This window comes from Microbacterium aureliae, from assembly GCF_054780155.1.
Genome location: NZ_BAAGWW010000001.1, coordinates 967038 through 993050 on the forward strand (window position 1 = coordinate 967038; position 26013 = coordinate 993050).

Genomic DNA, 26013 nt, shown 5'->3' on the forward strand with positions numbered 1-26013 from the left:
CCTAGGCAACCCCGCGTAGCGCTGCTCTCGGGCCCCCCTGGCGGGACTTATCGTTTTTCGATAGATTTGCCCCGTTCATCGACAAGGGAGCCGCCATGGGGACCATCACCATCGTCGCACTGCGCATCGTCATCGCCCTCGCGCTCGCGGGCTCCGTCTTCGTGCAGACCGTGATCGTCCCGCTCATATGGGCCGACATGGAGGGCGAAGGGCCGTGGGGTCAGGTCGCCTTCGTCGTCATCGCGGTGCTCGGGGTGGCGACGATGCAGGTGTTCGCCGTCTGCGTGTGGATGCTGCTGACGAAGGTCCGGCGGGGGTCGGTCTTCTCGCCCGCGTCGTTCCGGTACGTCGACGTCATCATCGGCGCCATCGCGGCGGCGGCGACGCTCACGTTCGCGCTCGCGGTCCTGCTCGCCCCGGGCGAGGTCGCACCGGGGGTCGTCGGCCTGATCTGCGGGGCCGCGCTGGTGCTGGCGGGGATGGCCCTGCTCGTAGTGGTCATGAAGACCCTGCTGCGCCAGGCGATCGATCGCGAGACCGAGGCGCGGGCGCTGCGGTCCGAGCTCGACGAGGTCATCTGAGATGCCGATCGTGGTCGACGTCGACGTCATGCTCGCGCGCCGCAAGATGTCGGTGGGCACGCTCGCCGAGCGCATCGGGATCACCCCCGCCAACCTCGCGGTCCTCAAGAACGGCCGCGCCAAGGCGGTCCGGTTCACGACGCTGGACGCGCTCTGCGCGGTGCTGGAGTGCCAGCCGGGAGACGTCCTCCGCTGGGTCCCGGACGAGCAGGCGTGAAGCCGCCTCAGCCCCGAGGGCGCCCGGCGACCCCCGCGAACACCGCGTGCAGGAGCGGCGGGATCGAGGCCACCATGAGGAGCGTCCCGAACACGGGCTCCTCGGGTCGCAGCACCGCGCCGCTGATCACGAGGCCCGTGAACAGCGCCGCCGAGACCACGCGGCGCCCGGTGCGCTCGAGGCCGCGCAGCCGCTGATCGAGGCGCGGGGTGTCGACCTGGAGCCTGCCCTCCTCGGCGCGCGAGACCAGTCCGTCCAGGCGTCGCGGCAGACGGGCGGCGATCCCGGCCGCATCGGCCACTTCGCGCACCACGGCCTGCACCGCGCTGCCGCTCTGATCCCGCAGCAGCTGCTGCGCGTACGGCTCGACGGCGTTCCAGATGTTGAACTCCGGGTCCAGCGAGCTGCACATCCCCGAGGTGAGCGAGATGGCCCGGATGATGAGCAGGAAGTTCTCGGGCAGCTGGAACGGCATCGCCCGGACGGTGTCGCCGAACTCGCGGGCGAAGTCCCGGAACTCCCGCGGGTCCACCCGCTGCAGCTCGGCGAAGCCCATGCCGCCGAACCGCGCGAACAGCGCCGAGAGCGCCCGCTCGAGCTCGGCGGTGTCGGCGGAGGGCAGCAGCACGCCCACTTCCCGCACGCCCTCGACCATGCGGCGGCTGTCCCGAGCCGCGACGGCGATGATGAGCCGCTGCAGGCCCTCGCGCAGGCGGTCCGAGACTTCGCCCATCATCCCGAAGTCGACGAAGCTGAACCGCCACGCCGGCGACCCGGCCGGGGCCCCCGGCAGGGGCGTGATGAAGATGTTGCCCGGGTGCGGGTCGGCGTGGAAGTACCCGTCGACGAACAGCTGATCGAACATCACGTTGGCGAACGCGGTGGCCACCTCGGCCGGATCGATCCCGGCGGCGCGCAGCGCGTCGACATCCGAGATCTTGATCGCCGAGACGTCCTGGAGCGTCAGCACGCGCCGCGTCGTCCGCTCCCACACCACGTCGGGCACCGTGACGCGGCGGTCGCCGGCGAAGCCGAGATCGAACCGCTCCGCGTTCTGCGCCTCGTGCAGGTAGTCGATCTCCTGCAGGCTCGTGTAGGCGAACTCCTCGACGAGCGTCGGCAGGTCGACGTGCTTGCGGATCATCTGCACCCGGTTCAGCCGGGCGGCCACCGTCCGCAGCGCCCGCAGGTCCACCTCGACGATGCGGTCGATCCCCGGACGCTGGATCTTCACCACGGCGTCGGCGAAGCCGGCCTCGTCCGCGTCGGCGGGCAGGAGCCGCACCCGGTGGGCCTGCCCGAGGGATGCCGCCGCCAGCGGCACCGGATCGACGAAAGCGTAGGCGCGCTCCAGCGGCATCCCGAGCTCCCGCTCGGCCTGCTCCTTCATCGCGGGGAAGGCGACGGCGGGCACCTCGTCCTGCAGGCCCTCGAGCTCCTTGGTGATCTCGGGCGGCAGGATGTCCAGGCGGGACGACATGAACTGGCCGACCTTGATCATCAGCCCGCCGAGCCCGAGGGCGAGCCCGTGGAAGTCGCGGGCGATCGCGCGCAGCCGACGGCGCCGCCCGAGCGCCGAGATCCGCTCGAGCCCGAACCGCGGCAGGAACAGCTCGTACCACCACGCCTGGATCATGTAGCGCGTGGCGAATCGCATGATGCGGCGATACCGCGCACGCGAACCGTCGACGTCGGCCATCGGGTCTCCTTGATGCCGACGTGCGGACGGCACCGATCAGCTCTGGGCGAGGATGCTGTAGAGCTTACGCCGCGCGTCGTCCAGGACGGCGACCGCCTCGGCGACCTGTTCCGCGGTCCCCGCCTTGGCCACCTGCGCGGCCGCCTGCGCGAGCTTCGCGCCCGCCTTGGGAAGCGCGGTGGCGCGGGTCGCCTCGCGCATGCCCGGCATCGCCCACGGCGCGGTGTCGTCCTCGGCGCCGTCGGCCTCGGCCCGACCGGCCTCGGTGAGCGAGTAGGTCTTCTTCCCGCCGGACTCCTCGGCGACGATGAGCCCCTCGTCGGCGAGCATCTGCAGCGTGGGGTACACCGAGCCCGGGCTCGGCTTCCACATCCCCGAGCTGCGCTCCTGGATCTCGTGGATGATCTGGTAGCCGTGCATCGGCTGCTCCTTGAGCAGCGTCAGCACCGCGGCGCGGACGTCGCCGCGGCCCATGCGCCCCGAGACGCGCTGCTCGAACCCGCCCCACAGCTGGTCCATCGCCTCCCAGAGCCCGGCGCCGGGGAAGCCGCCCTGGCCCGGACGCCCGGATCCCCGGTGCCGCGGGCCGAACGGGTTGCCGCGGTCGCTGTCGCTGTCGTTCATGATGGCCTCCTCGGCGTCGCGCCCGCACTCACGAGCGATACCTACCGATATATCGTTGACCCAGGCGTGACGCAAGATCCCGAGCGCCGGAGTGCGACGCCGGCTACCGCGAGCGACGGAGCCGGTCAAGGGGGTGGCCGCCCGGACGGGGCCGCCGCAGGGTGAGGAGACCACCCGCCCGATCCGGCACCGACAACCCGGATCCGGCACCGACCACAAGGAGGGCCCGTGAACACCTCGATCCCCGACACGCCCGACTCGACCGGCTACGAGGGCGTCGAGCCCGAGTCCGACCAGCCGATCGTCCCCACCCCCGACGAGCCGCTGGCGCCGACGCCCGACGAACCGATGGCGCCGAATCCGGACGAGCCGCTCGCCCCGTACGACGAATCCACTCCCCCGCCGGACTACCCCACCGAATAGTCACCCGGCAGTCACCGGCTCCGCCGCTCCGGCCCGCCTCAGCGGGACCCGGAGCGGCGTCTGCGCATCTGGGCCAGCGGCAGGCTGAGGCGGGGGTTCCCCTCGAGCAGCGGCTCGTGCGCCTCCAGGAACTCCCAGTAGGCCGAGGTGAAGGCGGACTCCCGCGCGGCCGCCGCCGACGGCCACCACGATCCCATCCTCTGCAGGTAGGCCCCGCCCGAGATGTAGGGCTTCGTGGCGACGCGGCCGCCGTCGGCGTACTGGCTCATGCCCTGCACGTTGGGCACCATCACCCATTCGTACGCGTCGACGAACAGCGCCGAGAACCAGTCGTAGACCGCCTGCGGCCGGTACCCCTGCAACAGGAACCAGTTGCCGAGCACCATCAGGCGCTCGATGTGGTGGGCGTATCCCCACTCGTGCACGCGCCGGAGCACCGTCCGCACGGGCACGGGCAGATCCTCCGGGATGCCGGCACCGGTGTACCACCATGGTTCGAGCTCGCGCGTCAGCGCGAAGTGATCGGCGTCGCCGAGCTCGGGCCACGCCCGGTACGCACCCCGCATGTACTCGCGCCACCCGATCACCTGCCGCAGGAATCCCTCGCGTGCGGCCAGCGGCACGTCTGATCCGGTGGCGAGCGCGGCATCCACCACTTCGTCCACGCGCAGCAGCCCGATGTTCAGCAGCGGGCTGATGACGGAGTGGAAGAGGAACGGCTCGTCGGCGGCCATCGCGTCCTCGAACCTTCCGAACGACGCCAGCCGCTCGGCCGTGAAGGCCGCCAGCCACTCCCGCGATCCCTCGGCGGTGACGGGCAGCCAGAACCGCGCGGGGTCGCCGGGATGGTCGGCGAACAGCCGCGCCGTGTCGGCGATCGCCTGCCGGACGATGTCATCGTGGCGGACCGCCGGCAACGCGGGCACGTGCACGCCCTCGCGTGGCAGCGGTTCGCGGTTGTCGGCGTCGTAGTTCCAGCGGCCGCCCGCAGGTTTCACCCCGTCCATCAGGATGCCGGTGCGCCGGCGCTGCCGGCGGTAGAAGTCCTCCATGCGCGCGCCGTCATGCCGGGCGAACCACGCGTCGACATCCTCGGCCGGCGTGAGGAAGAGCGCGTCGGGGTAGACCTTCGTGTGCACCCCTTCGCCCTCGCAGAGCCGCGCGATCCGCCGGTCCACGCCGCGATCGGTCGCGCTCATCCAGGCCAGGCCATCGACGCCCTCGCGGCGGAGGACCTCGCGGAGCGCGTCGGCGAAGCCGAGCTCCTCACCCACGTCCACCCGCACGACCCGCCGCCCCGCGGCCTCGAGCCTCGCGGCCGCGTGACGCATCGCCGCCAGCAGCAGCACGATCTTGTGCGCGTGGTACGGCCGGCGGCGGAACACCGCGGCGGACTCGATGAAGATGAAGGCCTCGATGTCGGCGTCGTCCTCGGCCGGGTGCGGATCGAAGAGCTGCGTGGCGAGCACGAGCGCGGCCTTCATGACCGCCATCCTGGCACCCCCGCGGACGACGGGGCGCGTCGGGGCGAAATCCGCCCCGACGTCCGCGCTCGCACCTAGGCTGGCCGGAATCGGCGCCCCGCTCGCGGCCCCGATCCGCCGACAGCCGAGCAGGGAGGACCATGGACGGCGACGGAAGCGCGGCGAGCGCCACCATCTCGGTGGTCATCCCCGTCAAGGACGACGACGACGAACTGCGCCGATGCCTTCGCGCCCTGGCATCCCAGACGCGCCCGCCGGACGAGATCGTCGTGGTCGACAACGACTCGACCGACGCCTCCGCCGAGGTCGCGCGGTCGGCTGGCGCCCGCGTCGAGCAGTGCGGCGCCCCCGGCATCCCGGCGGCGGCGTCGCGGGGGTACGACTGCGCGCGCGGCGACCTCATCCTGCGTCTGGACGCCGACTGCATACCCGGACCGACCTGGGTGCAGGACATGGCCGACGCCTTCGCCCGGCGCCCCGACGTCGCGGCGTTCACCGGGGGCGCGCGCTTCATCGACGGCCCGCGGCCGCTGCGGGCTCCGCTGGTCGCGCTGTATCTGGGCGCCTATGTGCTCACGACGTCGTCGGCTCTGGGCCACCTGCCGCTGTTCGGCTCGAACCTCGGGATGCGCGCCGAGGTCTGGCGCAGCATCCGGTCGCGAGTGCACCGCGACGACCCCGGCATCCACGACGACCTCGACCTCGCCTACCACCTGGGCGAGCGGCACCGGATCCGGGTGCTGCGCGGCGCGGCGATGGGGATCTCGATGCGGCCGTTCTTCCCCGGGCGCGCGTTCGGTCGCCGCATGTCCGCCGGGTGGCGAACGGTCCTCATCCACTGGCCCGCCGACCTGCCGCCGGTGCGCTGGACGCGACACGCCCTGCGCCGACTGCGGTCCCGGATCGGGGGCCCGCGATGAGCGGGCTGCTCGGCCCCGTGTCGCCGCCGGATCTTCAGGTGATGACGTACAACGTCCGTCGCGCGGTGCGGGCGCCGTGGCCGCCGGCCGACCGCTGGCAGCGCCGGCAGCCGAGACTGCAGGCGCTGCTGCGCGCGGAGCGCCCCGCCCTCCTGGGGGCCCAGGAGGTGCTGCCCCGGCAGGCGCAGGCGATCGGCGCAGCCCTGGGTCCCGCGTACCGCAGGATCGGCAGCGGACGCCGGGCCGGCGGCCTCGGCGAGGGCTGCCCGGTGTACTACGACTCCGACCGGCTGGAGCTGACCTCGTGGACGCAGACCGCGCTGTCGTCCCGCCCGGGCGAGCCCGGGTCGCGCACGTGGGGGAACCTGCTGCCGCGTGTCCTCGTGCAGGCGGATCTGCGCGATCGGCCGACGGGCGCCCGCCTGCGGATGCTCAACACGCACTTCGATCCGTTCTCGCGCGCATCCCGGGTCCGCTCCGCCGAGCACGTGCGGCTCGTCGTCGCCGCATCCGACGTGCCCGTCATCGTCACGGGCGACCTGAACGACCGCGCCGGCTCGCAGGCGCTCGAGACGCTGTTCGACGACGACGTCCTCGTCGACGCGTGGGAGCACGCGCACGAGCGGGTCGGGTCCGAGTGGGGCACCTTCGGCGGCTACCGCGAGCCGCGCGCGGGGACCGGACGCATCGACTGGGTCGCCGTGACACCGGACATCGAGGTCCGTCGCATCGGCATCAACACCTCCCGCCACCTGGGCGGGTGGGCGTCGGACCACCTGCCGGTCCAGGCAGTCGTCCGCATCCCGACAGGAGCCCCTCATTGAGACGCAACTTCCTCACTCCCCCGTCAGGCCCCGCGGAGTGGGCGGCCGACGCCGTCCGCGTCCTCGGACTGCTCAGCGTCCTCGCCGTCTGGATCTGGGGCACGCCCACCCACGTCGGCGTCCTGGCTCTGGCTCTGCCGGCCCTCCTCGTGCCGAGGTTCCTGGCGCTGCGGGCCGGCTTCGACGTCTTCTACGGGCTGACCGTGCTCGTGGCGGCGTGGAGCAACGTCTTCGACCTCTACACCACGGTGACGGGGTGGGATCTGCTCATCCACTTCGTCTGCACCGGGGTGGTCGTCGTCGTCGCCTACGTCGGGCTGGCACGCGTGGGCGTCGTGGCCGCGGCCCGCGGCGACGGCATCCCGCGCCGGCGGCCGATCGTCCTGGCGGCCGCCTTCGGGCTCGCCGTCAGCGCACTCTGGGAGATGGTCGAGTGGCTCGGATGGGCCTACCTCACGGACGACATCTTCGTCGCCTACGAGGACACGATCGGCGACATGGCGGTGGGCGGACTCGGCGCGCTGTGCGCCGGCGTGCTGCTGGCCTACGTGCCGCTGGAGCGCGCGGTCTCGAGCTCGGCGCGCGCCGGGGAGTCGGCCGTGCGCGAGAGCGCCCGGTCGACCGCGACGTAGGCGAAGCCGACGATCTCGAGCGTCACCGCCAGCGCGAGGATCCACAGCGCCACCCCGCCCACGCCGAGGGTGGCGACGTCCATGAACGGGTAGGGGAAGGTCACGCCCGGCTCGAACTCCCCGCCGAAGGCCCCGAAGACGAACGCGAACGCCAGGTAGCCCAGCGGCAGGATCGCCCAGAGGAAAGGGTCGCGCCAGCGCATGCGGCCCTTGGGGGTGAACAGCAGCCAGTCCAGCACGACCAGCACGGGCGTCACGACGTGCACGAGCGAATCGGTGAGGGTGTAGGCCTGATACGACGGGTCCTCGGTCAGCTGCGGAACGAGGACGACGGTGTAGACGAGCATCACCACGGTGACGGCCATGAGCACCGCCCCGTGGATCTCGGGCGACGGGTTGGTCACGCCCCGCGGGCCGCGCCGGACGAGGTCGCGCAGAGTGGCGAGCATCACCACCGTCAGCCATGCCAGCACGATGACGTTGGTCACCGCCGTGAAGTACAGCATCGTCCGCCAGCTGGGATCGGGAGTGAACAGGTCCAGCAGGCGGATGACGCCGGTCGCCACCAGGACGACCGCGACGACGCGGAATGCGAGCGCGGCAGGACGGAAGGGAATGGCCACGACACGACCCTAGGCGCTGGCCGCGGCCCCGAGCCGCCGCGAATCGGCGAAACTGGAGAGCACGCATTCGCGAGAAGGAGCGGACGACATGAGCCTCGACGACGGCAGCATCACGCGCACCCCCGGCACCGAGACGGCGGTGCTCGCCGGCGGATGCTTCTGGGGGATGCAGGACCTCATCCGGCGCCGGCCCGGCGTCATCGACACCCGGGTGGGCTACACCGGCGGCCGGAACGACCACGCCACCTACCGCAACCATCCCGGCCACGCCGAGGCGGTCGAGATCGTCTTCGACCCGTCGCAGACGACCTACCGCGACATCCTCGCCTTCTTCTTCCAGATCCACGACCCGTCGACCCTCAACCGTCAGGGCAACGACATCGGCACGAGCTACCGGTCGGCGATCTTCCCGCTCAGCCCCGAGCAGGAGCGCGTGGCCCGCGACACCATCGCCGACGTGGACGCGTCGGGCCTCTGGCCGGGCAAGGCCGTCACCACGATCGAGCCGGCGGGGGCGTTCTGGGAGGCCGAGCCGGAGCACCAGGACTACCTGGTGACCTACCCGAACGGCTACACGTGCCACTTCCCGCGGGCGGGCTGGGTGCTGCCCGAGCGGGCGCCGGCGGGCGTGGACGCCGACTCCGCCTCGTAGCACCGGGCCGGTGGCGGCGGCGGGACCTTCGGCTCTCGCCGGGTGCGCCGTGGACGGCCTACCGTCGAAGGACGCCGATGCCTGCGCACGGAGCCCACCGATGGCCACGCCCCTACACGACCGCCCCCACGCCGCCCACCCGCGCGACGTGCTCGCCGGGCTCCGGGCCACGGCGCACGGGCTCGCCGGGGCCGAGGCCGCCCGCCGGCGCGACCTCTTCGGGCCGAACGCCCTCCCCGAGGCGCGGCGCACCTCACCGCTGCTGCGGTTCCTCGCGCAGTTCGACAACGTCATCATCTACGTGCTGCTGGTCTCGGCGGCGATCAAGCTGGTGTACCGCGATCCGGTCGACGCGACCGTCATCGCCGCCGTCGCCGTGATCATCGCCGTCATCGGCTTCGTGCAGGAGGGTCAGGCCGAGAAGGCACTGGCGGGCATACGACGGATGCTGTCGCCGCAGGCCACCGCTCGGCGCGACGGATCGTGGCAGAGCGTGGACGCGTCGACGCTCGTCCCCGGCGACATCGTGCGCGTGCACCCCGGCGACCGGGCGCCGGCCGATGCCCGGCTGGTCGAGGCGCGGGGCGTCCGCGCGGACGAGGCGCCGCTGACCGGCGAGTCCGAGCCGGTCGACAAGCACGTCGACGCCGTGGCGTCCGATGCCGCGGTGGCCGATCGCTCCAGCATGCTCCACGCCGGCAGCGTGGTCGTCTCGGGGCGTGCCGTCGCCGTCGTCACGGCGACCGGCGAGCGTACCGAGCTCGGCCGTATCCAGCGTCTGGTCCGCGAGGCGGACTCCCCCGACACTCCGCTCACGCGCGAGATCGATGGACTGGGCCGCCGCATCGTCGTCGCGATCGCCGCGGCGACGGCGGCGATGATCGCCATCGGCTTCCTGCTGCACGCAGACTCCCTCGAGGAGCTGCTGTCGGCGGCCATCGGCTTCGCCGTGGCGGCAGTGCCCGAGGGGCTGCCGGCGGTGGTCACCATCACGCTCGCCCTGGGGGTCCGACACATGGCCACCCGGTCGGCGATCGTGCGCAGGCTGCCGGCGGTCGAGACGCTCGGGTCGGTGACGGTCATCTGCTCGGACAAGACCGGAACGCTCACGCGCAACGAGATGACGGTGCGCGAGGTCGTCACGGCCGCCGGACCCCGCCCCCTCACGCCGGACGGGTGCAGCGACACCGGCGGCGGTGTCGGGGAGCTCGCCACCGCGCTCGCCGTCTGCAACGACGCCCGCGTCGCCGAGGTCGACGGCCTCACCCGCGTCGTCGGCGACCCCACCGAGGCGGCGCTCGTGCTGCTCGCCCGCGCGTGCGGCGTCGATACCGGCCGGCACCGCCGCCTCGACGAGATCCCCTTCGACGCCGAGACCCGCCTGATGGCCACGTCGGACAGCGTCGACGGCGCCGCCCCGGTCCTCACGGTGAAGGGAGCCCCCGATCGCGTCCTCGCGCTGTGCGCCGACCAGCGGGCCGCCACCGGCGCCACCGAACCGCTCGACGAGGATTTCTGGGACCGAGAGGTCGCCCGGCTGGGCGGGCAGGGCATGCGGGTCCTCGCCGCGGCGGTGTCCACGCGGCCCGTGCCCGCCGGGCCGCTCACGACGTCCTCGCTCGCGGACCTGACGCTCCTCGGCGTCGTGGCCATCGCCGATCCCCCGCGCCCCGAGGCGGTCGCCGCGATCGCGGAGTGCCGCCGCGCCGGCATCCGAGTCATCATGATCACGGGCGACCACGCCCTGACCGCGCGGGCGATCGCCGCGGAGCTCGGCATCACGACCCCGGGAGCGCGGACGCTCACGGGAGCCGAGGTCGAGCTGCTCGACGACGACGCCCTCGCCGCGGCGGTCGCCGACGTCGACGTGTACGCCCGCACCGATCCCGGGCACAAGCTGCGGATCGTCGCCGCCCTGCAGGAGCGCGGCGAGGTCGTGGCGATGACCGGCGACGGCGTCAACGACGCACCCGCCTTGATGCAGGCCGACGTCGGCGTCGCCATGGGCGTCAAGGGAACCGAGGCGGCCAAGGATGCCGCCGACCTGGTCCTCGCCGACGACGACTTCGCCACCATCGAGGGCGCCGTGCGCCAGGGCCGCCGCATCTACGACAACCTGCGGACGTCGATGCTGTTCATCCTGGCGACGACCTTCGCACAGGCCCTCATCGTCTTCGCCTCGGTGACGCTGGGGTTCACGCCGCCGCTCGAGCCCACCCAGATCCTGTGGGTCAATCTCGTGACCGGCGTCACCCTCTCGCTCGCCTTCGCGTACGAACACGTGGACCCCGGCGTCATGAACCGTCCGCCACGACCACGCGGCGAGGGGATCCTCGCGCGTCAGGGACTGCGCATCGTGGGCATCGGGACGGCCGTCGCGGCGGTGTCGGTCGCAGCCTTCTTCACCGAGCTCGCTCGCGGAGCGGAGCTGAACGCCGCCCGCACGACCGCGGTCGCGGTCCTGGTGCTCTCGCAGGTCGCGGTGCTGTTCTCGGTGCGGTTCGCCGAGGCATCGAGCCTGACTGCGCGGGTGCTCCGGGGCAACCGGGCGATCTGGGTGTCGATCGCCGTCCTCGCCGCGCTCCAGACGCTGTACACCTACGTGCCCGCCTTCCACGCGTGGTTCGGATCGCGCACACTCGGCGCGATCGAATGGTCGATCGCCGTGGCCTTCGCCGCCGCCTGCTTCGCCGCCGTCGAGATCGGCAAGGCCGCGGGACGGATCCTTTCACGAAGACGTCAGGCCCGCGTGCTAGGGTGAGTCGGCCTTCGGAGTGTTCAGCCTCCGGTGCTCGCGTGCGTTGCCACGCCCCTCACACGTCCGTTCCGCACACGCCGGGACGGCACCCCCGGTCGCTCACGCGGCCCGAAGAATAGAAGGAAAGACACGATGGCCACTGGCACCGTGAAATGGTTCAACTCCGAGAAGGGCTACGGGTTCATCGCGCCCGACGACGGCTCGGCCGATCTCTTCGCGCACTTCAGCGCGATCGTCGGCGACGGCTACAAGGAGCTCCGCGAGACGCAGAAGGTCGAGTTCGACGCCGAGCGCGGACCCAAGGGCATGCAGGCCGCCAACATCCGGCCGCTCTGATCCAGACGTGCTTCCGAAGCCGGGATGACATCTGTCATCCCGGCTTCGGTGCGTTCGGGCCCCTGTCAAGCCCACCCCGGCGCCTCGCGTCGTGCGTAACGTGACGCTCGAGTCGCGCCGGCCACGGCCGCGGCACCGACGAGAGGAGCCGTCATGGCCGAGGGGCTGCACAAGGGCGACCGCGTGAGCTGGAGCACGTCGCAGGGGCGCACCCAGGGCAAGGTCGTCGAACGCAGGATCAAGGACTTCCAGTTCGCGGGGCAGAAGTTCACGGCATCCGCCGACGAGCCGTCCTACATCGTCGAGTCCGAGAAGAGCGGCGACCGCGCCGCCCACAAGGGGTCGGCGCTGCGCCGGCTCTCATGAGCTCGCCGCAGCCGCTGAGCGCCGAGCCGCCGCCGCTGCACGGCCCGGTGGTCGCCGCGCAGGAATGGCGCCATGTCGCCTTCGCCCACTGGCGCGCGCCCGCAGACGTCGTCGCTCCCCTGCTGCCCGCCGGCGTGGTGCCCGACCTCTTCGACGGGTCTGCCTGGGTGGGGCTCATCGCCTTCCGCCTCGGCGAGGCGCGGCTCGGCCTGTTCGCCACCCCGCGCCGGCTCGGGACCTTCACCGAGGTGAACGTGCGGCTGTACGGCGTCGACGCGCAGGGCCGTCGCGGCGTCGTCTTCCGCTCCCTCGAGGCGGCGAGTCTTCCCGCCGTCCTCGCCGCGCGGGCGGCGTTCTCGCTGCCCTACATGTGGGCGCGGACCGACCAGCGGTCGCGGCCCGAGGGATGGGAGTACGTCTCGCGCCGATGGTCGGCGTCGGGGGACGGGCCGGGATTCCGGCTCGCGGTCGCGGTCGACACCACGACGACCGCCGGCGACGAGCTCTCCCTGTTCCTCACCGCCCGATGGGGCCTCTTCCAGCGCCGCTTCGGGCGGACCCTGTGGCTGCCGAACACGCACGAGCCGTGGCTGCTGCATCCGGCCAGAGTTCTGTCTCTGCGGGACGAGCTCGTCCCGGCGGCCGGGCTGCCGCCGGTGGCCGGGACACCGGCGGAGTCGGTCCTGTACAGCCCGGGAGTCGACGCCCGTTTCGGCCGCGCCGAAACGCTCGACGTGCGCTGAGCCGGATCAGGCGCGTGACAGTGCCGCGAGCGCATCGCCCGTGAGCCGATGCGTGGTCCACTCCGACATGCCCGTCGCGCCGATCGACCGGTAGAAGGCCAGGGACGGCTCGTTCCAATCCAGCACCGTCCACTCCAGCCGCCGGTACCCCCGCTCGACGCACACCGCGGCGAGCGCCGCGATCAGCGCTTTGCCGTAGCCGCGGCCCCGCTCGGCGTCGAACACGAAGAGGTCCTCGAGCCAGATCCCGTGCGTGCCGGTCCAAGTCGAGTAGGTGAGGAACCACAGCGCGATGCCGACGACCTCGCCCTGCCTCTCGACCACGTGGGCGAACGCGCGCGGGTCGTCACCGAACAGCGTCTCGGCGAGCGCCGGGACGCTGTTCTCGACGGCATCCGGCTCGCGCTCGTACTCGGCGAGGGCCTGGATGCAGGCGAGGATGCCGGGTTCGTCACCCGGGCGGGCCGGGCGCAGCACGGCGCCGTCGGCGAGGTGGCGGACAGTCACCCCCCGAGCGTAGCGGGGGCCGCCCCGCCGCCGTCAGCGCACGACGAGCGCCGCGGGATCCAGCCGCACCGTGAACGCCTGCGCGTCGCCGACCTCTTCGCCGTCGATCTCGAACAGCGTCGGCGAGGGCAGCTCGACCCGTGCCCGCTCGCCGCTCAGGTGCAGCGCGGTGTCGGAGCTGACCGTGGAGGCATCCTGGACGAAGAGCTTGCGCACCCCGTTGTCCCACACGAAGGTCTTGAGAGTCTCGAGCCACTGCGCCGGGGAGTCCGCGCTGACCACCAGCAGGTCCAGGCGGCCGTCGTCGAACAGCGCGTCCGGCAGCAGGGCGACACCGCCCTGCAGCGTGCCGCAGTTGCCGATGAGGAGCGTGTGCGCGCTGATGCGCTGCGGCTCCCCGTCGTCGAGCGTGAGGGTGACGTCCACGACCTCGGATGCCGACACCGCGCGCCCCATCGCCTCGACGTAAGCCAGCCAGCCGGCCTTGTCCTTGAGGTCCTCGTCCGTCTCGGACAGCATCTGCGCGTCCAGCCCGAAGCCCACCATGACGGTGAAGGCGCGCTCGGGCTGGTCGTCGCCCTCGATGTCGACCCAGCCGATGTCGATCGTGCGCTGCTGGCCCGCGTCCAGCGCCCTCGCCAGCGCCTTGTCGATGCTGCCGAGGGGCACCTCGAGGTTGCGGGCCAGCAGATTGCCCGTCCCCTGCGGGACGATCCCCATGGGCACGCCAGACCCGGCGAGCATCTCGGCGGCGGCACGGACCGTGCCGTCGCCCCCGGCGACGATCACGAGCTCGGCGCCCCCGTCCAGCGCATCGCGCGTCGCCCCCCGACCCGGGTCCTCGACGGTGGTCTCGTACCACTGCGCCGCCTCGGCGGCGCCCGGCTCCAGCCGCTCCAGCGCCTCGCTCAGTTCGTCGCGTTCGATCTTGCTCGGGTTCCATACGATCCCGATACGAGGTGATGTCATGCGATCACTCTCGGTGCCCGGCCGACCTCGCGCAAGTACTGGCGCGAGGGTCCCTGAATGTGCTCTCAGATGACGTATGAGTGAACTCTCATCTGACAACCGGCGTCGGGTCGCGATGAGACCTACCGCATGCCTGCGGGCGAACATAGGCTCGGACGCGTGTGCGCCCGAACCCGGGACGCGCGCGTGCGACACCGAGGGTCGGGGGAACCTCCGACTGCCGGCATCCGTCTTGCAGAGGAGATCACGCAAATCATGCAGCAACGAACGCGCGGCCGCGTCGCCGCAGGAGCACTCGCGGGAGCCACCGCACTCGCCCTCGCCCTCGGCGGCGTCGGAGCGGCGAACGCCGCCCCCGCCGACCCGAAGAGCCCGCCCGCGAAGGGCCGCACCGTCGAGATCAACCTCGTCACCGTCAACGACTTCCACGGCCGCATCGAGGAGTCCGGCACCGCCGCCGGGATCGCGCGCCTGTCGGGCGCGATTCAGCAGCTCCGCAAGGACAACCCGCACACGATCTTCGCCGCCGCCGGCGACATGATCGGCGCGTCGACGTTCACCTCTTTCATCCAGGACGACGTGCCCACGATCGAGGCCCTCAACAAGGCCGGTCTCGACGTCAGCGCCGTGGGCAACCACGAGTTCGACCGCGGATTCGCCGACCTGACCGAGCGCGTCATGCCGCTGGCGCAGTGGGAGTATCTCGGCGCCAACGTGTACGACAGCGAAACCGGCGACCCCGCTCTGCCGGAGTACTGGATCGAGAAGGTCGGTGGCGTCAGCGTCGGCTTCGTCGGCGCCGTCACCGACGAGCTGCCCTCGCTGGTGAACCCCGCCGGCATCGAGGAGATCACCGTCGGCAGCCCCGTCGAGGCCGCGAACCGCGTGGCCGACCAACTGAGCGACGGAGACTCTGCCAACGGCGAGGCCGACATCGTCGTGATGCTCGTCCACGAGGGCGCGGCCGACACGACCGTCGCCAGCGCGACGGACGCGACCACCCGCTTCGGCCAGATCGTCACCGGCGCAGGCGACAACATCGACGCCATCGTCTCGGGGCACACCCACCTGGCGTACAACCACGTGATCGACGGCCGCCCGGTCATCTCGTCCGGTCAGTACGGCGAGCGCTTCTCGAACATGGAGATCGTCTACGACCGCAAGGCCGACGAACTGGTCTCGATGGAGAACACCATCTACACGATGGCCATCCGCAACGATCGCGGTGACGTGATCGGGTACGAGTACGAGCCGAACAAGGCGCTGCTCCCCCTCGTCGCCGAGGCCACCGAGATCGCCGCCGAACTCGGCAGCGTCGAGCTCGGCGTCGCCGACAGCGGGTTCGGCCGTGCCGTGTTCGCCGACCCGGCGACCGCCACCGACTTCCCCGAAAACCGCGGCGGCGAGTCCACGCTCGGCAACTTCGTCGCCGACGTGCAGAAGTGGTCGCTGAACGCCGAGGGCACGCGCAACGTGCAGATCGCCTTCATGAACCCGGGCGGCCTGCGCGCCGACATCATCCCCGGCCCCGTCACGTTCGCCGAGGCGGCCGCCGTGCAGCCCTTCGCGAACACCCTGGTGTCGATGACACTGACGGGCGATCAGATCAAGCAGGTGCTCGAGCAGCAGTGGCAGCCGTCGACGTCGTCGCGTCCGTTCCTGAAGCTCGGCGTCAGCTCCGGCTTCACCTACACGTACGACCCGACGGCGGCCGAAGGCAGCCGCATCACGCAGATGTGGCTCGACGGCGTCGAGATCCAGCCGACGACCACCTACCTCGTGGGGGCGAACTCGTTCCTGGCGGGCGGCGGTGACAACTTCACCGCCTTCCGCTCGGGCGCCGGCAAGGCCGACAGCGGCAAGATCGACCTGGAGTCGATGGTCGACTGGTTCGACACCTTCGGGACGGCCACCCCCGACCTCGCGCAGCGCGCCGTCGGCGTCCATCTGCCCGCCGGCACGTCGGTCGCGGCCGGCTCGTCGGTGACGGTGAACCTGTCGTCGCTGGACTTCACGCGCGACGAGACCGACGCCGACCAGGCCGTGGTCTCGCTGGCCGGCACCGAGCTCGGCCGGGCCGCGGTCGACACCGCGTACACACCGCGGACCGACGAGGTCGGCACGGCGGTCGTGACGTTCACGGTCCCCGCGACCGCGAGCGGCGCGACGACCTTCGACGTGACGGTGCCCTCGACCGGCACCACGACGACGTTCACGCTGAACGTCACCGGCTGACGATCACCGCAGCCAATGGCCCCGGGCGCGCAGCCCGGGGCCATTCGCCGTTTCTGGACTCGTCAGTGGCGGTGCCAGTCAGTGCCGGCGCCGATCAGTGCCAGCGCCAGTCCGTGACCTCGGGGATGTCCTCGCCGTGCTCGCGTGTGTGCGCCCGCGCGCGTTCGCGCCGCCGCTCGAGGTCGTCTCGGAACCCGGCGTGGTTCTCGGCCGCCCCCGGCACGAGGTCGAGGGCGTCGATCGCGAGGCGATAGCGATCGAGGTCGTTGCGCATCACCATGTCGAACGGCGTCGTGGTCGAGCCTCGCTCGCGATATCCGCGAACGTGCAGGTGCTCATGGCCGTTGCGCTTGTAGGTCAGGCGGTGGACGAGCGCGGGGTAGCCGTGGAAGGCGAACAGCACCGGACGATCGCGCGTGAAGACGGCGTCGTAGTCCTCGTCGGACAGCCCGTGCGGGTGGCTGCCGGTGGGCAGCAGCCGCATCAGGTCGACGACGTTCACCACGCGCACCGACAGCCCCGGTGCCCCGTCGCGCAGCAGCGCCGCCGCCGCCAGCACCTCGAGCGTCGGGACGTCCCCGGCCGCGGCGAGGACGACGTCCGGCTCGTCGCGAGATCGCGTGCCGGCCCAGTCCCACACGCCGACGCCCCGTGCGCAGTGCTCGCGCGCCTCGTCCAGCGTCAGCCACTGGGGCTCGTCGTGCTTCCCCGCGACGATGACGTTCACATGGCCCGCGGTGCCGAGGCAGTGCTCGGCGATGACGAGCAGGGTGTTGGCGTCGAAGGGCAGGTAGACGCGCACCACCTCGGGGCTCTTTGTCGTCACCACGTCGAGGAATCCGGGGTCCTGGTGCGTGAAGCCGTTGTGATCCTGCCGCCACACGTGGCTCGAGAGCAGGTAGGTGAGACTCGGGATCGGCTCCCGCCAAGGCACCGCGGCCGCCGTCTCGAGCCACTTCGCATGCTGATTGAACATCGAGTCGACGATGTGGACGAACGCCTCGTAGGTCGCGAAGATCCCGTGACGACCCGTGAGCACGTATCCCTCGAGCCACCCCTGGCACTGATGCTCGCTGAGAACCTCGATGACTCGCCCGGTGCGCGCGAGGTCACGGTCCACCGGCAGGATGGCGCTCTGCCACTGCTTCGCGGTGACCTCGTACACGGCCGGAGCGAGCTTGTTCGAGGCCGTCTCGTCGGGTCCGAAGATCCGGAAATCGCGGGGATTGCGCTCGATGACCCCGCGGAGCCACATGCCCAGGACGGCGGTGGATCCGGCATCCGCCGAGCCTCGCGCGGCGACGGCCACGGCGGACGGCTCCAGCGGGGGCAGATCGATCGGCCGTCGCATGCCGCCCGACGTATGCGGCGAGGCGCTCATGCGGCGATCGTCTCGCGGCGTCAGCGACGAGACGACGGATGCCGGCACCCCGGCCTCGTCGAACAGCTCGTGCGGACGATACGACCGCAGCCACGCCTCCAGCTGCGCGAGGTGCCCGGCGTCGTCGCGGACACCCTCGAGCGGCACCTGGTGCGCACGCCACGTGCCCTCGACCGGTTCGCCGTCGACGATGCGCGGTCCCGTCCAGCCCTTCGGCGAACGCAGCACGATCATCGGCCAGCGCGCGGGCGGCGCCTCGCTCCCGGCATCCCGCGCCGCTGCCGCCGCGCGTCGCAGCTCCGCGATCCGGTCGAGGGCGTCATCGACGACAGCGGCGAACCGGCGGTGGATTTCGAGGGGAGGGTCGTCGGCGTCGAAGCCCACCACGATCGGGTCGTGGCCGTACCCGCGCAGCAGGTCCGTCAGCTCATCGTCGGGGATGCGGGCGAGCAGGGCGGGGTTGGCGATCTTCCAGCCGTTCAGGTGCAGGATCGGCAGGACCGTCCCGTCGGCGACCGGATCGAGGAAGCGGTGCCCGTGCCAGCCGGTGGCCGCCGGCCCCGTCTCGGCCTCGCCGTCTCCCACGACGCACACCACCGTGAGCCCCGGGTTGTCGAACGCCGCCCCGTACGCGTGCGAGAGCGAGTACCCGAGCTCGCCGCCCTCGTGGATCGACCCGGGCGTCTCGGGTGCGGCGTGACTGGGGATGCCGCCTGGCCACGAGAACTGACGGAACAGCCGGCCCATGCCCGCCTCGTCGCGCGTGACGTCGGGACACCGTTCGGTGTACGTCCCGTCCAGCCACGCCGCGGCCACCATCGCCGGGCCGCCGTGGCCCGGACCGGCGATGTAGAGGGCCTCCAGATCGCGCTCGCGGATCGCGCGGTTCATGTGCGCATAGACCAGGGTGAGCCCGGGGACGGTGCCGAAGTGACCGAGCAGACGTGGTTTGACGTTCTCGCGCGTCAGTCCGCCGCGCAGCAGCGGGTCCTCCCGCAGGTAGATCTGACCGACCGAGAGGTAGTTAGCCGCTCGCCACCACGCATCCAGCGCGGCGGCGGTGTCGTCGTCGATGGGGGCGGAGGGTCGAGAGGACATCACGCCGCAACGCTACGCATCGCCCGCAGCCTGCTCGACGGGGTTGCGCCCGCGGGCCGCGGCGCGTATCGGGATCGCCCGGGTCAGTACCCGCCGACGGCCACCCGGTCCCCGAGGATCGCACGGGTGCTCGACAGGCCCAGGCGCGTGGCCCCGGCGGCCATCATCGCCTTGGCGTCGGCGAGCGTGCGGATGCCGCCCGAGGCCTTCACCTCGAGGCGGTCGCCGACCGTGCGCTTCATCAGCTCGACGGCGTGCACGGACGCGCCGCCGTCGGGGTGGAAGCCCGTCGAGGTCTTGACGAAGTCCGCGCCGGCGGCCTCGGCCGCCCGGCACGCTCCGACGATCGCCACGTCGTCCAGCGCCGCGGCCTCGATGATGACCTTCAGCACGATCGGGCGCGGCGCGGCCTCGCGCACCGTCCGGATGTCGGCCTCGACGTCGGCGAAGCGGCCGTCGCGAGCGGCGCCCACGTCGATGACCATGTCGATCTCGTCGGCGCCGTGCGATACGGCCAGGCGCGCCTCGGCGGCCTTGATCTCGCTGTGGTGCTTGCCGCTGGGGAACCCGCACACGGCGGTGAGCTTGAGCCCCTCGGGAAGCTCGACCGGCAGCGCCGACGGCGAGAGGCAGACGCTGTAGGCGCCGAGCGCGGCCGCCTCGGCGACGGCGGCGTCGATGTCGGCGGCCGTGGCCTCCTGCTTCAGGAGCGTGTGGTCGACGGCGCGGGCGAGCTCAGCGATGGACATGGTCCTCCAGGGACGAAAGAGAGGGGAAGCGACCCTCCATTCTGCCCGACGCGGCTGAGCGGAGCCTGACGCTAGAGCAGCCAGGGATCGATGCCGAAATCGTCCTGCCGGGGCGGGTCGGCGATGATCGGCGGCGGCGCGTGACGCCGCCGCTTGCGCTTGACCAGGACGTGGGTCGCCACCGCGGCCGGCGTCTGCTCCCCCGCCCGCATGCGGATGAGTTCCGCAGCGCGCGGCCCGGTGGGGATGTCGCGGGGCAGCGAGGAGGCTGCCACCACCCAGTCGGGCAGCCCCAGCAGCCGCAGCACCGAGCGCAGGCGCTCGGACTCGTAGACGCTGTCGGGGTCCAGCTCCTCTGCCAGCAGCCGCTGCAGGTCCTCGGCGGCGCCGGGCCTGCCGGCGACGGCCGCGATCTCGGGCGCATCGTCCTCGCCCACCGGCTCGGCGAGGACCTGGCGGTCGGCTCCCGGTTCGATGGACGGGTCGCTGCAGTACCGCGCGACCTCGGCGCCGTCCTGCCACGCGACGATCGCCAGCTGGCGGTCCCGCCTCACCTGCAGCGCGATCACGCCGCCGCGCAGCTCGGCGGCGAGCACCGCGGCGACCTCGACGATCCCCCGCCGGCCGCGCGCGACGACACCGGCGCCCGGGTCGCCGATCAGCACCTGCCAGCCGCCCGCCGGCGGGGCGATCCACCCCGAGAAGCGAAGGTCGTGCAGGACGGCGTCGACGGAGGGCGCGGCATCCGTCTCTGCGGGCAGGAGCACCGCGCTGTAGGAGTACCCGTCCGGACCGCCGACCTCGTCGGCCATGCCTGCAGCGGGAGGGGGCAGCATGTCAGCCGAGGAACTGGGTCGGATCGAACTCGTCGATCGGGATGATGCGCACCCGCGGCAGCGGGGCGTCGAAGACTCCGGCGTCGAACTCCAGATCGAAGGTCTGGATGCCGGCGAGCGAGGCGTAGCCGATGTTGCGGAACTCGTTGAACGCCAGCAGCCCGACGCGGCGGTCGGGTCCGACGAGGGCGCCGAGGTCCTCGAGGAAGTCGCCGTCGTGGCTGACGAGCATGACGTCGTCGCCGCGGTCGCGCAGGGCGGCGAGCGTCCGCTGAATGGCGATGTCGACGACCTTCTCGTCGGGTGCGCCCGACAGCGGGACGACGCGGTAGTCCATGGCCTTCAGCGCCTGGACGAACGACATCGGGATGCCGCTGGAGGCGTTGAGGAAGAACAGGCCCTGCGCGTGGTGACCCCACGTGCGGGCGGCGAACGCGATCACCCTGTCCCAGCGCGGGCGCTCCTCGGGCTGCGGCCGGCGACCGAGGATCGCCGAGCCGAGGGTCGCGTCGATGTTCTCGCCGTCCACCAGGACCCACGTCATATCGCCTGCCATGGGTCCTCCGCTCGTGCCGCGGGTGCGGCGTGACCCCAGCCTAGGGGCCGCCGGGCGCACAGCGAAGCGGTGCGGGACCGAGCCGGTCTCGCACCGCTTCGAGGTGGGCGATCAGAGCAGCCAGGGGTTGCGCTGCACGAGGGGCAGCCGCTTCCACATCCCGCCGAGACCCCATGTCTCACCCGTGGCCAGTGCGGCGAGGGCGATCGCGACGAGCGCGTAGACGATGTGGTAGTCGACGATGGGGTTGGTGGACCCGGCGGCGAACGTCCACTCCGCGAGGTACATCAGGAGCATCATCGCGGTGGTCGCCGCAGCGGCGACCCGCATGCCGACGCCCGCCATCAGGGCCAGCCCGATGCCGGCGAGCCCGAGCATGAACACCACGTCCACGACGGGGGTCGCGAGGCTCTGGAACCACGGCTGCAGCGGGCCCTGCACGGCCTCGCTCTGCAGGAAGCCCTGCGCGGGCGTGCCCCCGTTGATCCACGCCCGCTCGGCGGGGGTGGCGAAGCCGAGGCCGAGGAGCTTGTCGACGAAGGCCCACAGGAAGATGAAGCCGGTCGCGAGCCGCAGCACGGCGAGGGCGCGGCGGGCGGTCGCACTGCGGACGACGTCCCGCTCGAGGGCGACCTCTCGCGTCACGGCGCGGGTGCGGGCACCGGTGAGGGCGAGGGGGACGGCGTGGGTGGTCATGGGAGTCTCTCCTTGCGTCGGGTCGACGTCTGCCGGCCTGGTTTCCTTGTGTGGTCTGACCACATAAGGATCCCGCGCGGCACGCGAGGGAGCCAGGGACCTTGGTCCCGTGCCGACGGTCAGGCGGCGAGGTCGTGCGACTGCTGGAACAGCGCCAGCCGCAGCGCGCCCGCATGACGGATGTAGACGCTGGACATCGAACCCGAGAAGATCGGGACCTCACCGTCGTCGGCGAAGGCCCGAGCCCGGTAGATCAGCGCCGCGGCCTCGGGACCCAGCGACAGGAAGCGGGGCTGCGACAGCTCATACCGCACCCACGGCGGGGCGCCCGCCATGGCCGACAGCGCCTGGTCGCGATCCATCACCGCACCGTCGCCCAGCACCACGCGGGTGTCAGCGGCCATCACCGAGGCGAAGAACTCGACCGCCGTCCCGTCGCAGCGGGAGCGCCAGCCCCGGTGCTCCAGCTCGAGCAGGTCATCGATCGAATCGCACATGACCACACGCTGGCCCTCGCCGCATCCGCCAGCCAAGGGCTTGCGCATCGGGCCGCCGATGTGCTCTAGTCCGCCGCCACCGGGGCGCCCGCGCCCTCGCGCATGAGCAGCCGCACCACCGGCTCGTCCGGCGCCGCCCACTCGAGGGAGTCCAGGGCATGGGTCTCGAGCCACACCAGCCGGTCGTGGTCGAGGCTCGCGACGGGACCCGCGCCGATGAGCGAGGCGCGGTAGCACGACAGCCGGATCACGCCGCCGTCCTCGACGGCGGTCTCGTCGGTGGTGAGGTGCCCCTCGAGCTCGATCGCCACGCCGAGCTCCTCCTCGATCTCGCGCACGAGGGCGGCCCGCGGCTCCTCGTCGGGCTCGACCTTGCCACCCGGGAACTCCCACCGCCCGCCGGCGATCTTGCCCGGCCGCCGCCGGCAGGCCAGCACCCAGCCGTCGCGCACGATGACGGCGGCGACGACGACGAGCGGAGCGGGCATGGTTTCCTCGGGCGGGGAGTACCAGCATCCCGCACGCGGCGCCGTCGCGGAAGAGTCTGCGCGAGCCTGTAGCACGCCCCCACCCGCCGTGCAATCCCCGCGGCGTCGCGAAGCCCGGCGCGTAGGTTCAGGTGCGACCCCTCCCGCTGATGCCGAAGGAGCCACCATGGCCACCCCCACCGCGAAGAAGACGCCCGCGAAGAGCCAGGCCGCCGCGCGCAACCGGCGCCGTCCCGCAAAGGGCGGCAGCGGTGCCGAGCTGACCGCCGAGCAGAACGCCGAGTCCGGATTCACCGCCTCGCAACAGCTCGGCGAGAACCTGCAGAAGGTGCTCGTGGACCTGATCGAGTTGTCGCTGCAGGGCAAGCAGGCGCACTGGAACGTGGTGGGTCGCAACTTCCGCGACACCCACCTGCAGCTGGACGAGATCATCGACGCCGCGCGAGAGTTCGGCGACACCGTCGCCGAGCGCATGCGGTCGCTGCACGCCCTGCCCGACGGCCGCAGCGACACCGTCGCCGAGACCACCACCCTGCCGGAGTTCCCGCAGGGCGAGATCGACACCAGCGAGGTCGTCGACCTGATGACCGAACGGCTGGATGCCGTCGTCCACACGTGCCGCGACGTCCACGACGACGTCGACGACGAAGACCCCACCAGCGCCGACATCCTGCACGCCGTGCTGGAGCGTCTCGAGCAGCTGTCGTGGATGGTGAGCGCGGAGAACCGCACGCCGAAGCGGTGATCCCCGGCGCTCTCGTTGCGCCGCTCACGGACTCGTGCCGTGGGCGGCGCAGTGCCGTTCAGGGGCGCAACGCCGTTCAGGCGGCGGTGACGCGCTCGGCGTGCGTGTAGACGTTCATCGATCCGGCGCGCACGAACCCGACGAGGGTCACCCCGGATGCCGCGGCCAGCTCCACCGCGAGCGAGGACGGCGCCGACACCGCCGCCAGGATCGGGATGCCGGCCATCGCCGCCTTCTGCACGAGTTCGAAGCTCACGCGGCCCGACACCTGCAGCACGGTCGCCCGCAGCGGCAGCCGGTCCTGCTGCACCGCCCACCCGACCACCTTGTCCACGGCGTTGTGCCGGCCGACGTCCTCGCGCGCCACGAGCAGGGCCCCGGTGGCGGCGTCGAACAGGCCCGCCGCGTGCAGGCCGCCGGTCTTGGCGAAGACCGCCTGGGCGGTCCGCAGCCGGTCCGGCAGGGCCAGCAGGTCCGCGGGGGCGAGGGTCACTGCATCCGTCGACACGTCGAAGCGCGAGGTGGTCTCGACGGCCTCGATCGAGTCCTTGCCGCACACGCCGCACGCACTCGTGGTGGTGAAGCGGCGCGCGAGCGCCGATTCGGGCAGCCGGATGCCGGGCGCCAGGGCCACGTCCAGCACGTTGTACGTGTTGCCGCCGTCGGCCGGCGCGCCCGTACCCGGCCCGCCGCAGTGGATGGCCGCGCGCAGATCGCCCGCCGCGGCGATGACCCCCTCGGACACCAGGAAGCCGGCGGCGAGCTCGACGTCGTGACCGGGCGTCCGCATCGTCACCGCCAGCGGCGCGCCGCCGACGCGGATCTCGAGAGGCTCCTCGACGGCGAGGCTGTCCACGCGGCGGACCGGGGAGCCGTCGGCGGTGAAGCGGACGACGGGCCGGCGGACGACGAGGCGCCCCATCAGCGGCGCCGCCGCCGACCGGTGAGGTCGACGACTCCGACGAGGAAGGCGATGCCGAGGAACAGCCCCACGGCCGCCATGCCCAGCGCGTAGGCGTCGTGGAAGGCGACGTATTCTGATCCGCCGCGCTCGGCGTAGATGGCGGAGTAGAACAGCGACAGGCCGATCGCGGTGCCGACCGCCGCGCCGATGCGCTGGCCGAGCTGGCCGACCGAGCCGGCGATCCCGCCTTCGCGCACCGGGATGTCCTGAAGCGTGAGCGTCTGGTTGGGCGCGATCACGAGCCCGCCGCCGAAGCCGCCGACGCTGAGCACCGCCGCCATCACCCAGGGGACGGCCGACACCGGCAGGAAGAGGGCGCTCGCGGCGAGCGCGCCCACCGACACCAGGATCGCCGCAAGCCCCCACACGACCACCGGGCGACCGTGGCGGGTCACGAGATTGCCGCCGAGCCACGAGGAGACGGCGCTGGCGAGCGCGAAGCCGATCGTGACCATGCCCGCATACACCGGAGCCAGGCCCGCGCCGCTCTGGAGGAAGAGGTTGGTCAGCAGGAACATCGCCGGGACCGCGGTGAAATAGGCGGTCTGGACCATCGTGCCGTTGCGGTACGACGGGATGCGGAACAGACGGAACGGCACCAGCGGCGCGCGTCCGCGCCGGGCGTAGGCGCGCTCCCAGGCGTAGAACGCGGCGGCGAAGAGCGCGAAGGCCACCATCAGCCACCAGCGGCGCGGGTCGTCGGTGGGCGCGCCGGTGGTGAACAGGAACGGCCACATGAAGGCCAGCACCATCAGCCCGAACAGCACCACCCCGACCGGGTCGAGCTGCAGCTTGGCGGCCTGGCGGGCACGCGTGCGCGGGAGGACCCAGATCGCCGCGGCGATCGCGAGGACGCCCAGCGGCACGTTCATCCAGAACACCCAGCGCCAGCCGTCGTCCTCGCCGCCGATCGCGATCAGCAGCCCGCCGAGGGTCGGGCCGAAGGCCGTGGCGATGCCGATCGTCGCCCCGAACAGCCCGAACGCACGGCCGCGCTCCTCACCCTGGAACAGCTGCTGCGTCATCCCGATGACCTGCGGCATCTGGATCCCGGCGGCCACCCCCTGCAGCAGGCGCCCGGCGATCAGCAGCTCGGGCGAGTCGGCGATGCCGCACAGCAGGCTCGTGATCGTGAACAGCGACAGGCCGACGATGAACAGCGCCCGCTTGGAGCGCTGGTCGCCGAGCCGACCCGCCGGGACGAGGACGAGCCCGAAGGTGAGGACGTAGCCCGACACGATCAGCTGGAGCTCGGTGGACCCGGCGCCCAGCGCCTGCTCCATCGCGGGCAGGGCGACGTTCACCTTCGACATGTCGAGGATCGTGATCGCCGCCACGCTCACGCACACCCAGAACGCCCGCCACCGCTGCCCGTGCGTGAGCGGGATGGTCCCGGTGGGCGTCGCAGGC

The 26013-nt window shown here is 72.1% G+C and carries 28 protein-coding genes; 13 read left to right on the top strand and 15 right to left on the bottom strand.

Annotated features, from left to right (window positions below):
• The first annotated feature begins 95 nt into the window (after window positions 1-95).
• Both ACYVF4_RS04715 and ACYVF4_RS04720 read left to right on the top strand, forming a co-directional pair.
• Entirely contained in the window at window positions 96-581 is a 486-nt protein-coding gene (locus ACYVF4_RS04715; RefSeq protein ID WP_460720216.1) for a DUF2975 domain-containing protein, read from the top strand.
• A 1-nt stretch (window position 582) separates the two neighbouring features.
• Window positions 583-798: a helix-turn-helix domain-containing protein gene (locus ACYVF4_RS04720; RefSeq protein ID WP_460720218.1), complete on the top strand. Its 216-nt coding sequence runs from the start codon at window positions 583-585 to the stop codon at window positions 796-798.
• A 7-nt stretch (window positions 799-805) separates the two neighbouring features.
• On the opposite strand, the gene ACYVF4_RS04725 is transcribed toward ACYVF4_RS04720, so the two are convergent.
• Together ACYVF4_RS04725 and ACYVF4_RS04730 are read right to left on the bottom strand one after the other, a co-directional pair.
• A complete protein-coding gene (locus ACYVF4_RS04725; protein ID WP_460720220.1) occupies window positions 806-2497 on the bottom strand; it encodes an ABC1 kinase family protein in 1692 nt (563 codons plus the stop codon).
• Between the two features lie 36 nt (window positions 2498-2533).
• The gene (locus ACYVF4_RS04730; protein WP_460720222.1) at window positions 2534-3121 is read right to left on the bottom strand and encodes a PadR family transcriptional regulator; all 588 of its coding nucleotides are present in this window, start codon (window positions 3119-3121) and stop codon (window positions 2534-2536) included.
• A 228-nt stretch (window positions 3122-3349) separates the two neighbouring features.
• Here ACYVF4_RS04730 and ACYVF4_RS04735 point away from each other — a divergent pair, with 228 nt between their 5' ends.
• A complete protein-coding gene (locus ACYVF4_RS04735; RefSeq protein ID WP_460720224.1) occupies window positions 3350-3544 on the top strand; it encodes a hypothetical protein in 195 nt (64 codons plus the stop codon).
• Between the two features lie 38 nt (window positions 3545-3582).
• Here ACYVF4_RS04735 and ACYVF4_RS04740 read toward each other — a convergent pair whose 3' ends face one another.
• Window positions 3583-5028 carry a cryptochrome/photolyase family protein gene (locus tag ACYVF4_RS04740; protein ID WP_460720226.1) on the bottom strand — a complete coding sequence of 482 codons (1446 nt, stop codon included), beginning with the start codon at window positions 5026-5028 and terminating at the stop codon, window positions 3583-3585.
• 140 nt (window positions 5029-5168) lie between these two features.
• Here ACYVF4_RS04740 and ACYVF4_RS04745 point away from each other — a divergent pair, with 140 nt between their 5' ends.
• The 3 genes from ACYVF4_RS04745 to ACYVF4_RS04755 are packed head-to-tail and all read left to right on the top strand — an operon-like array spanning window position 5169 to window position 7404.
• Entirely contained in the window at window positions 5169-5948 is a 780-nt protein-coding gene (locus ACYVF4_RS04745; RefSeq protein ID WP_460720228.1) for a glycosyltransferase family A protein, read from the top strand.
• Window positions 5945-6772, top strand: a complete 828-nt coding sequence (locus tag ACYVF4_RS04750) for an endonuclease/exonuclease/phosphatase family protein (RefSeq protein WP_460720230.1) — start codon at window positions 5945-5947, stop codon at window positions 6770-6772. The genes ACYVF4_RS04745 and ACYVF4_RS04750 overlap by 4 nt, the downstream gene beginning before the upstream one ends.
• On the top strand, window positions 6769-7404 hold the full coding sequence (locus ACYVF4_RS04755) for a hypothetical protein (RefSeq protein WP_460720232.1): 636 nt from the start codon (window positions 6769-6771) through the stop codon (window positions 7402-7404). Before ACYVF4_RS04750 ends, ACYVF4_RS04755 begins: the two co-directional genes overlap by 4 nt.
• On the opposite strand, the gene ACYVF4_RS04760 is transcribed toward ACYVF4_RS04755, so the two are convergent.
• Window positions 7317-8027: a Pr6Pr family membrane protein gene (locus ACYVF4_RS04760; protein WP_460720234.1), complete on the bottom strand. Its 711-nt coding sequence runs from the start codon at window positions 8025-8027 to the stop codon at window positions 7317-7319. The genes ACYVF4_RS04755 and ACYVF4_RS04760 overlap by 88 nt on opposite strands.
• Window positions 8028-8115: 88 nt before the next feature.
• Here ACYVF4_RS04760 and msrA point away from each other — a divergent pair, with 88 nt between their 5' ends.
• The 5 genes from msrA (at window position 8116) to ACYVF4_RS04785 (ending at window position 12882) form a co-directional block, all read left to right on the top strand.
• Entirely contained in the window at window positions 8116-8679 is a 564-nt protein-coding gene (gene msrA / locus ACYVF4_RS04765; RefSeq protein WP_460720236.1) for a peptide-methionine (S)-S-oxide reductase MsrA, read from the top strand.
• 100 nt (window positions 8680-8779) lie between these two features.
• Complete coding sequence (locus tag ACYVF4_RS04770) at window positions 8780-11440, top strand: cation-translocating P-type ATPase (protein WP_460720238.1); 2661 nt, start codon at window positions 8780-8782, stop codon at window positions 11438-11440.
• Between the two features lie 129 nt (window positions 11441-11569).
• Entirely contained in the window at window positions 11570-11773 is a 204-nt protein-coding gene (locus ACYVF4_RS04775; protein ID WP_460720240.1) for a cold-shock protein, read from the top strand.
• Window positions 11774-11926: 153 nt separating this feature from the next.
• Window positions 11927-12139 (top strand): hypervirulence associated TUDOR domain-containing protein, encoded by a 213-nt coding sequence (locus ACYVF4_RS04780; protein WP_460720242.1) that lies wholly within the window; start codon window positions 11927-11929, stop codon window positions 12137-12139.
• Window positions 12136-12882: a YqjF family protein gene (locus ACYVF4_RS04785; RefSeq protein ID WP_460720244.1), complete on the top strand. Its 747-nt coding sequence runs from the start codon at window positions 12136-12138 to the stop codon at window positions 12880-12882. Before ACYVF4_RS04780 ends, ACYVF4_RS04785 begins: the two co-directional genes overlap by 4 nt.
• Window positions 12883-12888: 6 nt before the next feature.
• On the opposite strand, the gene ACYVF4_RS04790 is transcribed toward ACYVF4_RS04785, so the two are convergent.
• Window positions 12889-13389, bottom strand: a complete 501-nt coding sequence (locus ACYVF4_RS04790; RefSeq protein ID WP_460720246.1) for a GNAT family N-acetyltransferase — start codon at window positions 13387-13389, stop codon at window positions 12889-12891.
• A gap of 33 nt (window positions 13390-13422) precedes the next feature.
• Window positions 13423-14358 carry a diacylglycerol/lipid kinase family protein gene (locus ACYVF4_RS04795; protein WP_460720248.1) on the bottom strand — a complete coding sequence of 312 codons (936 nt, stop codon included), beginning with the start codon at window positions 14356-14358 and terminating at the stop codon, window positions 13423-13425.
• Between the two features lie 255 nt (window positions 14359-14613).
• On the opposite strand from ACYVF4_RS04795, the gene ACYVF4_RS04800 reads away from it, so the two are divergent.
• Window positions 14614-16593, top strand: coding sequence for a bifunctional metallophosphatase/5'-nucleotidase (locus ACYVF4_RS04800; RefSeq protein WP_460720250.1), 1980 nt, complete (start codon window positions 14614-14616; stop codon window positions 16591-16593).
• Window positions 16594-16687: 94 nt separating this feature from the next.
• On the opposite strand, the gene ACYVF4_RS04805 is transcribed toward ACYVF4_RS04800, so the two are convergent.
• From ACYVF4_RS04805 to ACYVF4_RS04835, 7 genes are all read right to left on the bottom strand, one after another.
• A complete protein-coding gene (locus tag ACYVF4_RS04805) occupies window positions 16688-19072 on the bottom strand; it encodes a phosphoketolase family protein (protein ID WP_460720252.1) in 2385 nt (794 codons plus the stop codon).
• 83 nt (window positions 19073-19155) lie between these two features.
• The gene (deoC, locus tag ACYVF4_RS04810) at window positions 19156-19821 is read right to left on the bottom strand and encodes a deoxyribose-phosphate aldolase (RefSeq protein ID WP_460720254.1); all 666 of its coding nucleotides are present in this window, start codon (window positions 19819-19821) and stop codon (window positions 19156-19158) included.
• A gap of 71 nt (window positions 19822-19892) precedes the next feature.
• The gene (locus ACYVF4_RS04815; protein WP_460720255.1) at window positions 19893-20633 is read right to left on the bottom strand and encodes a hypothetical protein; all 741 of its coding nucleotides are present in this window, start codon (window positions 20631-20633) and stop codon (window positions 19893-19895) included.
• A 25-nt stretch (window positions 20634-20658) separates the two neighbouring features.
• Window positions 20659-21213 carry an NYN domain-containing protein gene (locus ACYVF4_RS04820; protein ID WP_460720257.1) on the bottom strand — a complete coding sequence of 185 codons (555 nt, stop codon included), beginning with the start codon at window positions 21211-21213 and terminating at the stop codon, window positions 20659-20661.
• Window positions 21214-21324: 111 nt separating this feature from the next.
• The gene (locus ACYVF4_RS04825; RefSeq protein WP_460720259.1) at window positions 21325-21909 is read right to left on the bottom strand and encodes a DoxX family protein; all 585 of its coding nucleotides are present in this window, start codon (window positions 21907-21909) and stop codon (window positions 21325-21327) included.
• Between the two features lie 119 nt (window positions 21910-22028).
• A complete protein-coding gene (locus tag ACYVF4_RS04830; RefSeq protein ID WP_460720261.1) occupies window positions 22029-22406 on the bottom strand; it encodes a nuclear transport factor 2 family protein in 378 nt (125 codons plus the stop codon).
• Window positions 22407-22471: 65 nt separating this feature from the next.
• Window positions 22472-22894 carry a (deoxy)nucleoside triphosphate pyrophosphohydrolase gene (locus ACYVF4_RS04835; protein WP_460720263.1) on the bottom strand — a complete coding sequence of 141 codons (423 nt, stop codon included), beginning with the start codon at window positions 22892-22894 and terminating at the stop codon, window positions 22472-22474.
• 166 nt (window positions 22895-23060) lie between these two features.
• Here ACYVF4_RS04835 and ACYVF4_RS04840 point away from each other — a divergent pair, with 166 nt between their 5' ends.
• Window positions 23061-23639 carry a Dps family protein gene (locus tag ACYVF4_RS04840; protein WP_460720265.1) on the top strand — a complete coding sequence of 193 codons (579 nt, stop codon included), beginning with the start codon at window positions 23061-23063 and terminating at the stop codon, window positions 23637-23639.
• A gap of 76 nt (window positions 23640-23715) precedes the next feature.
• Here ACYVF4_RS04840 and fdhD read toward each other — a convergent pair whose 3' ends face one another.
• Together fdhD and ACYVF4_RS04850 are read right to left on the bottom strand one after the other, a co-directional pair.
• The gene (gene fdhD, locus ACYVF4_RS04845; protein WP_460720267.1) at window positions 23716-24561 is read right to left on the bottom strand and encodes a formate dehydrogenase accessory sulfurtransferase FdhD; all 846 of its coding nucleotides are present in this window, start codon (window positions 24559-24561) and stop codon (window positions 23716-23718) included.
• On the bottom strand, window positions 24561-25916 hold the full coding sequence (locus tag ACYVF4_RS04850; protein WP_460720764.1) for an MFS transporter: 1356 nt from the start codon (window positions 25914-25916) through the stop codon (window positions 24561-24563). The genes fdhD and ACYVF4_RS04850 overlap by 1 nt, the downstream gene beginning before the upstream one ends.
• Window positions 25917-26013 lie beyond the last annotated feature (97 nt).